The organism is Pedobacter kyonggii, assembly GCF_004310665.1.
GTDB lineage: Bacteria > Bacteroidota > Bacteroidia > Sphingobacteriales > Sphingobacteriaceae > Pedobacter > Pedobacter kyonggii.
In genome coordinates this window covers 75,616-87,259 of the sequence record NZ_SIXF01000004.1, presented here as the reverse complement: position 1 = coordinate 87,259, position 11,644 = coordinate 75,616, and the positions used below count along the sequence as shown (strand labels likewise).

General features: G+C 36.9%; 15 protein-coding genes. 1 reads left to right on the top strand and 14 read right to left on the bottom strand.

Translation table 11 applies throughout. The annotated features are described in order from the left end of the window. Positions 1-38 precede the first annotated feature (38 nt). Positions 39-929 (top strand): PorP/SprF family type IX secretion system membrane protein, encoded by an 891-nt coding sequence (locus EYS08_RS06160; protein WP_165456388.1) that lies wholly within the window; start codon positions 39-41, stop codon positions 927-929. Positions 930-1,630: 701 nt separating this feature from the next. Here EYS08_RS06160 and EYS08_RS06155 read toward each other — a convergent pair. The 14 genes from EYS08_RS06155 to EYS08_RS06090 form a co-directional block, all read right to left on the bottom strand. Next, complete coding sequence (locus EYS08_RS06155; protein WP_131029166.1) at positions 1,631-2,593, bottom strand: hypothetical protein; 963 nt, start codon at positions 2,591-2,593, stop codon at positions 1,631-1,633. A 7-nt stretch (positions 2,594-2,600) separates the two neighbouring features. Then, entirely contained in the window at positions 2,601-3,698 is a 1,098-nt protein-coding gene (locus tag EYS08_RS06150; RefSeq protein WP_131029164.1) for a toxic anion resistance protein, read from the bottom strand. A 28-nt stretch (positions 3,699-3,726) separates the two neighbouring features. Further along, positions 3,727-4,341 (bottom strand): TerD family protein, encoded by a 615-nt coding sequence (locus EYS08_RS06145; RefSeq protein ID WP_116251228.1) that lies wholly within the window; start codon positions 4,339-4,341, stop codon positions 3,727-3,729. A gap of 4 nt (positions 4,342-4,345) precedes the next feature. Further along, positions 4,346-4,900 (bottom strand): TerD family protein, encoded by a 555-nt coding sequence (locus tag EYS08_RS06140; RefSeq protein WP_131029163.1) that lies wholly within the window; start codon positions 4,898-4,900, stop codon positions 4,346-4,348. A 2-nt stretch (positions 4,901-4,902) separates the two neighbouring features. Then, positions 4,903-5,739 (bottom strand): phosphoribosyltransferase family protein, encoded by an 837-nt coding sequence (locus tag EYS08_RS06135; protein WP_131029161.1) that lies wholly within the window; start codon positions 5,737-5,739, stop codon positions 4,903-4,905. Next, positions 5,726-6,430, bottom strand: coding sequence for an HAD family hydrolase (locus tag EYS08_RS06130; RefSeq protein WP_131029159.1), 705 nt, complete (start codon positions 6,428-6,430; stop codon positions 5,726-5,728). The genes EYS08_RS06135 and EYS08_RS06130 overlap by 14 nt, the downstream gene beginning before the upstream one ends. A 103-nt stretch (positions 6,431-6,533) precedes the next feature. Then, positions 6,534-7,349, bottom strand: a complete 816-nt coding sequence (locus EYS08_RS06125; RefSeq protein WP_131029157.1) for a TerC family protein — start codon at positions 7,347-7,349, stop codon at positions 6,534-6,536. Positions 7,350-7,502: 153 nt separating this feature from the next. Continuing rightward, a complete protein-coding gene (locus EYS08_RS06120) occupies positions 7,503-8,522 on the bottom strand; it encodes a WD40/YVTN/BNR-like repeat-containing protein (protein ID WP_131029156.1) in 1,020 nt (339 codons plus the stop codon). Positions 8,523-8,529: 7 nt separating this feature from the next. Next, entirely contained in the window at positions 8,530-8,961 is a 432-nt protein-coding gene (locus EYS08_RS06115; RefSeq protein WP_131029154.1) for a DUF2147 domain-containing protein, read from the bottom strand. Between the two features lie 100 nt (positions 8,962-9,061). Further along, positions 9,062-9,439 carry a DoxX family membrane protein gene (locus EYS08_RS06110; RefSeq protein WP_131029152.1) on the bottom strand — a complete coding sequence of 126 codons (378 nt, stop codon included), beginning with the start codon at positions 9,437-9,439 and terminating at the stop codon, positions 9,062-9,064. 351 nt (positions 9,440-9,790) lie between these two features. After that, on the bottom strand, positions 9,791-10,180 hold the full coding sequence (locus EYS08_RS06105; protein WP_244215865.1) for a DUF1801 domain-containing protein: 390 nt from the start codon (positions 10,178-10,180) through the stop codon (positions 9,791-9,793). After that, entirely contained in the window at positions 10,170-10,589 is a 420-nt protein-coding gene (locus tag EYS08_RS06100; RefSeq protein WP_131029150.1) for a hypothetical protein, read from the bottom strand. Before EYS08_RS06100 ends, EYS08_RS06105 begins: the two co-directional genes overlap by 11 nt. 15 nt (positions 10,590-10,604) lie before the next feature. Continuing rightward, positions 10,605-11,111: a DinB family protein gene (locus EYS08_RS06095; RefSeq protein ID WP_131029148.1), complete on the bottom strand. Its 507-nt coding sequence runs from the start codon at positions 11,109-11,111 to the stop codon at positions 10,605-10,607. 3 nt (positions 11,112-11,114) lie between these two features. Continuing rightward, entirely contained in the window at positions 11,115-11,609 is a 495-nt protein-coding gene (locus EYS08_RS06090) for a DinB family protein (protein ID WP_131029146.1), read from the bottom strand. Positions 11,610-11,644: the final 35 nt, after the last annotated feature.

Genomic DNA, 11,644 nt, shown 5'->3' with positions numbered 1-11,644 from the left:
TTACAGACATGAGAGCAATTACAAAAAAAATAAAGCAAATGCGTCACGTAACGTTTCTATTTGCAGCCGGTACATTATTTTTAGGCAGCGTGAAGGCACAGATCCTTCCGCTCAACGCACAATATTTCCAGAACCGCTATTTGGTAAATCCATCAATGGCGGGTATTGATGCAGGTTTTAACATCAACGGAAGTTTCCGCAAACAATGGTCGAACATTCCAGGTGCGCCTATTACACAAAGTGTAACCTTAGATCAACAGGTGAACAAAGTGGGCTGGGGTGTAAACATCTACAACGAGAAATCGGGCGGTATACAACGCACCAAAGCGGTTGGAACCTTTGCTTACCACCTTCCGCTAAACAGCGACGATCAGAAATTAAACTTTGGGATCTCTTTTGGTGCAAGTCAGGATAAACTGGATTTAAGCAGCGTAAGGAACAGTGATATTAACGATCCATCCATTGCCCGTTTTAACGATCGGGGTTATTATCTAGACGGCGATTTCGGGATCTCTTATACTTCGAAAGGTTTAACCGTTGAAGGTGCCGTGCCAAACATGCGTTCAGTTTTTAGAAAAGACGATTTAAACTTTGCCGATAAACCAACTTTTTATTCGGCGGTGAGTTATAAGTTCATTTTGGGATCGGGTATTAACGGAATCAGCCTAGAGCCTAAAGGTGTTTTCAGGGGCATCAAAAATTACGATAATTTATGGGATGCCGGTTTGAATGCAAATTTTGCCAACGATAAATTGTATGTAATGGCCATGTACCATAACACACAGAATGCTACCGTTGGTTTTGGCATGAACTACAAATCAACCTTATATTTCATGGCTTATTACAATACCGCAACTTCCGCAATCAGTGGTTACACCGATGGCGATTTTGAAGTGAATATCAGGGTAAATATTGGTAAGAAGCCATAATTGACAAACGTCATGCTGAATTTATTTCATCTTTTTAGCATCCTATAGATCCTGAAACAAGTTCAGAATGAAGAAAAAACGAAAAGCCGCAGCTCTCCTGATCTGCGGCTTTTTCTATTGACCGCATTCCCACCGATCTGCCTAACCCTTATCCGCCTATCGGCACCTTTCCCATGAAAGGGAAAGGACTAAAAAACAAATTACCGCATCTGCAATATGCTACCTGCCCCCTGCTATCTGGCATAGCAGATTTTCGTAGGAAAAAGCACGAAAATCTGTGCCCTTTCTATCATTACCCCTTAGCCCAAGGCAGGATCAGCGGGTGCGTGGGGATAAGCAAGGATAAGAGCCTCAATACTGCCACAATTGAGATTTCCGTAAGTTTTTACAAGAATTGCGCAGCAATCCTTTATACCTATAAGCGGACCTGTACCGATTTTTCATTAGTAGCCGAGGCAAGCCCGAGCAAAGGACAAAGAATATCCAGTGCTTTAAGATTTCCGCCTGCGTGGGAATGACAATATACCTAGAGATTTCTCATAGAAATTTCTCAATCCAATCATCCGTCATTTCGAGCGCAGCACAGCGAAGTCGAGAAATCTTTTAGGAATGCTACGTCTAAAGATCTCTCCTCCAAAGGAGTTCCTTTGGAAACACCAAGGTCGAAACGATCGATTTTACAAGAAAAACACCCTTAGAACCTAAAACAAATCCGTTTTCAACATTGTCTTCAAAATATTCGATTGTACATCGAAATTATTGAGGTGGTTCAAGAAATTGATATCAGATATTTTACCGTAACTATCTTCTAACAAATTAACAATCTCATTTGGAATGGCCGTTTTTAAAACCGCAGCATTACTTTTTAGCTTATCGTTTTTATATTGCAGTTCCTGAACAATCCGTTCCCGTTCCGAAAGATTATTAGACATATCCAAATCTTTCAAAATGGTTAAATCGCAGAATAAAAACACGTTTCGGCTTGGAAAAAACAGGTAATAACTGTCTATATCCAAAAATTTATATACTTCAATTACCAGTTCGCCCGATTTTAAACCAATATAAAATTCGGTCCGAAAATCGTACTTACACAACTTGCCCATCAATTTTTTCTCGATGGTTGCATAAACATTGGTATAAACCTGTTTACTTTGAAAATCAATCAGTTTAGCAAATTGATCTGTAGTAAGATCGAAGTAAAAATCGTTTGCGTATCTGGAACTAAAAACATTGATATTTTTAGAAAAGGGAAAATCGGAACTGAGCTCAGAAAGTACACTAAATAGTTTCCGCAGCGATAGGTTCACTTTTAACGATTGTTTCTGTTTATCATGCTGAAAACTTTTCTGATCAATAAGCGCACCTGCCATACGGTCGATAAGCTCTTCGTTCAGGTCAATTTCATCGTAAATAAGCGATACATTTTTCTCATTGCTCTTTTTAATCTTTTTGAGCAGTTCGATCACACTATCAGTAAACTGAAGATGGAAAAGATCCAATTTTTCGATCTCTAATTCTTGGTTGTTGGCAAAAAGTTGATGAATAACCTGGCTTCTTAAATAAATTTTATAAATCACCTCATCATCAAAAAACACAGAGAGCAACTGTAAACGGTTGATCTCTGCGCTTGATTTTTTGATAATATTTAAGCGGTATTCATCCATATTTTAATTAACTCACCCTCGTTACGTTCTTTTTCAACTCTGTTTCCAAAGTTTTAAGTTCGCCATCCAACACCCTTCTGCTCTGTGCACCTGCTTCATGGATCTGTTTAACCTCATTAAGCGTTTCAATCAACGATGAAGTGGTTCGTTTCAAGGTTTCCAAAGATACTACTGTTTTTTCATTCTCTTTGGCTACATCGATACTGTTTTGTTTCAGCATCTCTGCATTTTTCTGCAAAATGGTATTTGTGGTATCCGAAATTTTCTTCTGCATCTCTACGTTGGCTTTTTGCCTTTGTAAAGCAACAGCAATGGTCAATTGGTTTTTCCACACAGGAATAGTTGTAGATACAATCGACTGTGCTTTTTCTGCTATTGAAGTATTATTGTTCTGCACCACACGGATCTGCGCCAAAGATTGCAACATAATAAAACGAACAATTTTCATGTCAGCCAGTCTTTTATCCAGGCGGCTTATGAAATCCCTTAAATCGGCAATTTCATAATCCTGATAATCGGCTGGTCGGCCTTCCATCTCAGCAAGTTTGATGTTCAGCTCGTTGTATTTCATCTGCCCGGCAATAATCAGTTCTTCCATTTGGTGGATGTAACCAACATTGCTATCGAACATGGTTTGCAGAGAACTGTTGTCTTTAATTGAATTTAATCTTCCAGCTTTAATTTTATTGGTGATTTTATCAATATTATTCACCACAACATCATACTTCTGAAAAAGTTTTTTCACATCAACAACCAGGCGTTTTAAAAACGGTATTTTAGAAATAAAGTTTTTAAACGCGCTTTGCTCCAATTCTGAAACATCGATATAATTCAGTTCGGTAAGCAGTTCGTTAATTAAGCCACCAACTTCGCCACTGTTATAGGTCCGTACAGACGATAAAAACTCGTTACTGTACTTTTCCATTGAGTTTTGGGCATCGCTTCCGTAATTCAGGATAGAATTTACATCTGATGGTTCTAACGATTTTCCAATCTCATTGTATTTTAGCGTTTCTTCTGAGGTTATTTTCTCGAGATCCACATTGCCGTCTTTATCCAGTTTAACCGGAGTAAGGGCTTGGGTAACGTTCGGGTTGGTTTCCATAGTTTAAATTAATTACCAGCCTTATGGCTTATAAATAGTTTTGAGTTACAGTTTTAACGGTATCTTCGAGTTTTTTATCTTTGGTTGGTTCGCCAATGGCATTAAATTTCCATTCGCCGTTTTTCTTGTAAAAAACGCCCATTACCATCGATACGTGACCAGCAAAGTTGGCTCCGTTAGCAATATCGAATTTAGCAAAAACCTCGTTAACACGTTTCGTTGTGCCCTCATAAATGCGGATTGACGCAAAAGGGATCGTACCAAAATCATGACCTCTAAAACTATTCAATACAAAGGCAACATAGTTTACATTGGCATCCAACTGAGAAAAATCAAGTGTGATGATCTCGTTATCTAAGCCATCATCGCCACCCATATCGCCGGTTAAATCATCGCCGCTATGTTTTACAGAACCGTTTTTAGATTTTAAGTTACCGAAATAAACTACCTCTAAAAGTTGTTTGTTTTCGTTGTATAATGCACAGCTTCCATCTAAATCTACCGCTTCTTTTGAAGATCCGAAACCGAAAAGGCCTTTCTTTTCAATGGCGCCCCAGTTAATACCTACACAAACATTCTGAAGTTTGCTGCCATTACTTTTTTCCAGACTGATACGTTGTCCTTTTTGAAGATTGATTGCCATAATATTATTGATATTTGTTTAAATAATCCTGTAAACCACCTTTCATACCTACGCCAACGGCTTCAAATTTCCATTTGCCTTCGCGTTTGTAAATCCTTCCAAATTCTACTGCCGTTTCGATAGAGAAATCTTCTTCTAATTCGTATTTTAAGATCACCTCATTGGTTACGGCATCAAAAATACGGATGAAAGAGTTTCTAACCTGGCCAAAATTTTGTCTTCTGTTGTCAGCATCGTGGATGGTTACCACAATACAGATCTCGTTTACTTTAGCATCAGCTTTGGTTAAATCAATTTTGATCTGCTCATCATCGCCATCACCATCACCCGTTAAGTTATCACCTGTATGTTCTACCGAACCATCTGGAGAAATCAAATTATTGTAGAATACAAAGTTTTCGTCCGAAATCAGTTTTTTCTGATCGTTTAGTATAAAAATTGAAGCATCTAAATCGAATGCAGAACCTGTTGAAGAGCTGTTGGTATCCCAACCTAAACCTATTGTAAATTTAGGAGCATCGATATTCTCTCTTTGCCCCTTTTGCAAATTAATAGCCATATTTAAATTAATTTATAATTGTTGTTTTTGATATAGTCTTTTATAAGATGTAAATTTTTAGAATACGCTTCTATGGCATGGTAGTTATTCCCCAGGGATAGATCGTAAAGCTGATTGATAAAATCCGTACTTCTACGTTCTAAAAATAGATTAAAACTGCTCGAAGTAGTATTTAGAATGTATTTTACAATACGGGTATTAAACCTGAAATTGCCGCTATCGATAATTTCTTCCAGATCAAAAATAGATTTGATCTGATGGTAATTCAGGAAGTTCTCTACATTGGGATGAATATTTTTATTGACCAGTTCGGCAAAATAAAGCATGTGCATTTCGTTCTTTAGACCATATTCCTTAGCCATTTTTAAGATCATCCGCTCGTGGCTTCCGGTAATTTTAATATCATCCAAAAACAATAATGTTTTACCTGCCAGAAAATCTTTATCGATATGGAATGAGTCATTCCCAATCAGCGATAGCCTTTCTTCGGCACTTAACTCACCATAATCTTCTTTGTAGGTGATAGTTCTGTGCACTTTGGTTTCCTGTACAGCCAAACCGCCATTTTCGACCAGCCAACGGTTAAGCTGACAAACGAAATAGTTTTTCATGGCGAAGGTTGCCGTTGGAATAAAACTATAAGGACTAGAGATCACCACAATCTGATCGGTAATCACATTATCCGCCAGATAATATCGGATAAACCCATCAGCTAAATCTTTTCCGAAAGATCGGGCCACCAGGTCATCGCCAAACTTAAAGCGACTGTAATCGTCGGCACTAAAGCCAAAATCGACTGTATTGTCTATTTTATGGAGTGAATAACTATACGGTATCATAGAGTAGGTTTGAGATAGATAGGTGATTCGAATTGATGAGCATACTGTTAATTCCCATTGCTTCTGCCCCACGGACATCAGCATGAGGGTTATCGCCAACATGGATTACATCTTTTAGCATTAACTCCGGATGTTTTTCCCTATCGATGGTATCTAACATCAACTGAAAAAACCCTTTATTGGGTTTAGACATCCTTACTTCATCAGAATACAGTTGAAAATCGATAAACTGATCGATCCCCAAATGACTGATTATTTTTTTTAAGGTTTTCCCTTTTATAAAACCAGTATTGCTTAAAATATTGGTCGAACTTAAACCTGTTGATTTAAGCCGTTCCAATACGGTTAATGAACTATCACTATACAGCAAAGGCATGTGGGTAAAAACCAGTTGTTCCATGTCGTGATCAATCTCCAGCAGATCCACATCATGAAAATTGAAATCGTAATCATTGATCATACTGATGATCATTAAATACATTTCATCAGCATCTACATTTTTCCCTGTGCGCTCATTAATGGCGTTTACCATTAAATCTACCTGGCGAAAAATGACAGCAATTTCTGCTAAATTTTTATGCTTAGTATTAAATTTCTGGTAAAAATATCGTGTCCGCTCCTGTTTATACGCTGGATTTGATTTAATCAACGTTAACCAAAGATCGAATGAGTAATGTTTGTAAAAAGCCATTGCACCCTGTTTCCTAATCTGTTTATAAATTCTAATATTACAAATTTCATTGTAATATTACCAACGATTAATTGTAAGATTTATCACAGATAAGCCTTATAATTTAAGATTTTTCTAATACCTTTTCGGCATCGTCCGAAATGATGATATCGCTTTTGTGTTTTTTTGGATAGTTAAACAATAAGGAAGTTACTACGGGTATAATGAAAATGGCTACCGTAAAAACAGATACAAAAAGATCTGTTTTTTCACTTTCAATAACATGAGAAATAGGCGATTCTTTATAGAAATGTGTTACTAAAGATGAAGTAAGTTTAATTCCTAAAACAGCAATTACGATGAATGCTATCGTTTCCAAAAAGGTAAACTTCTCCATCAGTTTCACAAATGCCTGCGCTACAAAACGCATAGCCAAAATCCCGATAAAAACGCCGATATAGATTAACCAGATATGATCGGTAAAAGCTACGGCCGCAAAAACATTATCGATAGAGAAAGCCAGATCCATTACCTCTACTAGAGCAACCGTTGCCCAAAAATTACCCATTAAACCTACGGTAGATTTATAAATCCAGCTTTTGCTTTTGTCTACCTCCTCTTCATCTTCCTTGCCTTTGTTGTTCTTTTTTCTAAAATAATCGAAAGCGAGGTATAACAGGTATAAGCCACCAAGTGGTTTTAGCCACCAGATTTGCACCAACCAAGCCGCCAGGAACAAACAGATCCCCCTGAATACATAGGCACCAATAATACCATATTTTAAAGCTTTTTCTCTTTGCGATTTTGGCAGATCCATTACCATAGTAGCCAAAACAGCAGCATTGTCTACCGAAAGCAAACTTTCGATCACAATTAAATTCAAAATAATTAATAGTCCGGCCTGTATATCGTCACCTAAAATCGTGTGCAAAAAATCCATTGAGCGTGTGTGTATGTTTTAAATTAAAGTTTTAGTTGACAGCAAAGAAACAAAATTTTATCAATCCCAATGCTTCAATCTTTTTATTTATTTGAATCGTTTTATTGATTAGATACTTAATCAATAAAACTGTTACGTAATAGGACTGAAATTTTATTTGCTGATCATCAATTGATAAATATTACCTTTTTCTCCCGCCAGAACAATCTGTTTACCTTTTTTGGCTTTTTGAACGGCATTAAAACTTTTATCAGAAATGTGTTTCCAGTTTTGACCGCCATCAGTAGAAATATCTGTCCCTGAAGTACCAGTAGCAATTAAAGTTTCAGCATTAATATAGGTTACAGCCGATCGGAATCCTAAAACCGGGGTAGCTGGCTTTTGCCAGGTTTTGCCCCCATCGCTCGTTAAAAGAATATTATTGGTATTTTCTTTATCTTTTAAGTAGTTACCACCAACTGTTACACCAATTTTCTCATTCAAAAAATCGATAGAGAAAGGACCTGTACTATTTTCACCCTGCAAAATAGGCCATTTAAATACTTGCCAGTTTTTTCCATAATCTGGAGAAAAGTAAATGTTAGATACTGTTCCGCCTGATGCAATCCAGGTTTTACCACCAGGCAGTGCTTTAATAGTTGTACCACTGGCTGCAAAACTCGCTTCACCTTTTGTTAATTTAGTTTTGAGGTTTGCAGATATATCCTGCCAGGTTTTACCTGCATCTAGGGTTTTAAGCAACTGCATATTATCATTAATAGGATCGCCAAAAATGATTCCTTTATTTTTATCCCAGAAACTTAGCCCGTCCAAAAATATAGCTGAATCTACATTTTTATAATTTTCTGTCCAGGTTTCACCACCATCTACGGTTTTCAGAATGTATGCCGGCGATGCAATGCCCACTATAATGGCCTGTTTATCGTCGAAAGCTTCAATATCCCTGAAATCGATTTTTTCGTAACCTTTTGGTTTTAACCATTTCCAGGTTATACCACCATCAGTTGTTTTACCTACCGATCCATTACTACCACTTACCCAGGTAACCTGATCTGATACGACACTTAACCCGCGTAAACTGGTTTTGGTATTTTCATTCAATGGTTTAATGGAATACGACTGTGCAGCGCAAAAAAAAGGTGCCGCTAAAAGGCACCATAAAATTTTCTTCATCTATAAATTATTTTACTCGTCTAAAAGTTTCTGATCGGCCTAAAAGTGAAATACCTACATAACCACGTACATTTAATACATCGGTACTTTTTAAAGACATGTTACAGCTGTAAGTTTTGCCACTTTTTGGATCGTAAATTGTTCCATCAGTCCACTTGCCATCATCGTAAACAAAATCTTTTAATATTTCCAGATTCAATAATGCGCGTTTCTGTAGTTTTTCGTCAGGATTTTTAGCATCTAGTTTAGGTTTACCATTTAAATTGGGTTCCTTCATCCAGGCTAACTTTCCATAATATTTATCGCTTTTCTTATAGATTTCTATTTGCCCTTCACCCGACGGGTTAAGCCATTTGCCTATGATAGCATCTTTGTTCTGTGCAAATGCAGAAAACGATACTGCAACAAAAAGCAGCATTAAAAATGGTAACTTCCTCATATTTTTTATTTCTAGTTAGTTTTTAAAGATAATAATTACACCTTATATCGAAACACTAAATAAAGAGAAAAAGTATGAAATTTTTTAAAAACTATAAAATTTACTTTGAAAAGATCGGCAGATACTTAGCCCGATAAGCATAAAACAGGAATAAATTAAACAGGAGCATTACGGCAACCATCGGCAAATCTTTCGGACCTAAAAATGCGTGGTAAAGAAAAATGTTTAAAGTAACCGGGAAAATTATTAGTGCAGCTAAAGGAGCTGTACGACCAATAAGCAATAGGACACCACCAACCAGTTCTGTTATTTTGATCAATGGAAAAAGGTACACAGAGGCCATTAAGCCAGTCATAAAACTTGTTTGTGCCGCTGTCATTTCCGGAGCCTTCGGCATTATATTAAGAAAATAGCTTACAGAAGCAAAAAGATACATGGCGGCTAAAAGCACGCGTACAATAATAACTGCAATTTTCATAGTGGTTTAATTTTTGGTTTCTAGATTTAAAAATAATAAAAGTTATTTATAGTTCATTGGGCATTTGTTCATTAGTCATTGGTACACTGGGCATTGATACATGGGTGTAATAATAAATTAATCTGTTTTGGTTGATGGTTTTATGGTTAATAGCCATAGCCCATTAACCATGAGCCAGTGACCATTTATATTATCTAATTCGCTCATTATATTACCGCACCCGCGATTTATATTATTACTATACACTCAATTAATAAAAAAGACATGAACTAAGGACTCAGGGTTATTCCCTATTATAATCACGTATTAATTGTTGCCATTGTTTTGTTGGTTTTTTCTCCTTTGAGATGGTTAATTATTATTTGGCTCTATTAGTTTAACCCAATTATTTACCAATTGCTCAAGCGCAGGTTGTTTTGCTTTAATATCGACCATACTGTAAAACCTTGCTTCACGCCTATCTTTCCAATTGCCTTGTAATAAAGATGGATCTTCGATCATATTTCCATCGTAAAAAATAAAAATGACCTGCACATATCCTTTTGCCCTGAGGTTAAAAGCAGCCAGATCTTTTACATAATAATAACTGGGCGCATTCCATTTTACCCTTTCTTCCAGTTTAGGGTTGGCATTGAGAATTATGTTTCGCAACCGCTCGATTTCCGCCTTAAAAGGATGATCTAACTTTTTCATGTAGTCCTCAACCTCATTTACTTTCGGCATGTTTGCTTCATTGCTCATCTGCAAGTTTTGTTAATTTGATATCCATCCATGCTACCCAGTTTTTACCATCAAATTGTTCCCATGCCCCTTCAATAGTATTGGCTTTGAAATTTCCTTTAAATCTTTCAGTATCGGCAAATATTAAAATGATATCATCGTAAATTTTAAGGGTAGATATTGAAATATTGCCTTCATTATCGAACGATTGCGACCTAAAAACATCCTCCATATCATCATAGTGGGTAATTTCTAACGATCGGATCTTTTTATCACCAAACATGATATCTACCTGATGCATTAAGAAAAAACCACCATCAACCCATTCGTAGGTATCAGTTCCAGTGATTATATCACCTGATTTTGTTAAACCTTCTGTTTTCCATTTGCCGATATAGGGATTTAGCAGATTAAGCCTGTTGTTTCTCATAAATTTAATTAAAAATCAATTGCTATCCAGTTCGCTATAAATTTTATTTAACTGATGTACGTGTCGTTGCGTATGATAAATCACAAAATAAACTGCCTCTAGGCGGGTTAGAAAACCATAACCGGGCAATTCATAGGAGCTGCAGGTCTTCGTTAAATCCAGGTCAGCTATAGAAGCTGAAATCCCATCTCTGATCTGTTTTAAGTTGTTTAATAATTCAGGCTGATTATATGTCCTGTCTTCAGGATAAATCTCTTCAGGCGAATCGTACTTCACATTGAAATTTAAAAAGTCGTTCCTAATTTGCGCTACCATAAAATCGGCTGGTTTATCTGTTTCGGTTACTGGTCCATTTATAACCTGTAGAAAGCCCGAATTTGATAAAATCATATGTTCAGCCAGTTGGCCGGCTGTCCAGCTTCCCTTAAATGGTACTGCATTAATTTGTGCAGTATCAAATTTCGATAACGTATTTTCTAACGCCGACAGCGTTTCGTTGGCTTCTTTTATTATCTTTTCCATAGCTTACATGTAATTCATTCCAGGATAGTTTAATAACCTGCGCCATAGGGCAATCTGCCCAATGCAATTGGCTTCCCGGTAACTGTTGAAGCTGATCATTTCAAACAGTGTGATCTCCATTCCGGGGATATTGAGTTTCTCTTCCAGTTTCTCGTCGGTAGCCTGGGTTAAAGCCTCCTGTAACTTTGGAGAAATTTCTTTCCAATCTTTAATGAAATCTGCAAGTGAAGGGTAAGTGGCATCATCTACAATTCCTTTGTTATCGGCAAAAAGTTCGCCGGTTATGGACGGAAGATCGATACCGAATGATTTGGCCAGAAAATAGCGGCCATGCACCACACTTCCGGTAATCCAGGCAATGTGATTTGCTTTCGTATCCAATCTTTTCTGTGCATCCTTTTGGTCTATCCCATCTAAAGCCCTTAGTAAAAAATCTGTTTGCATTTCATACAGCACTATAAAGCCGTACATTTTGCTACTCGTTGGGGTGGTTTTCATATGTTTATTAATTAGCTGATTAACTGGAAATAAAG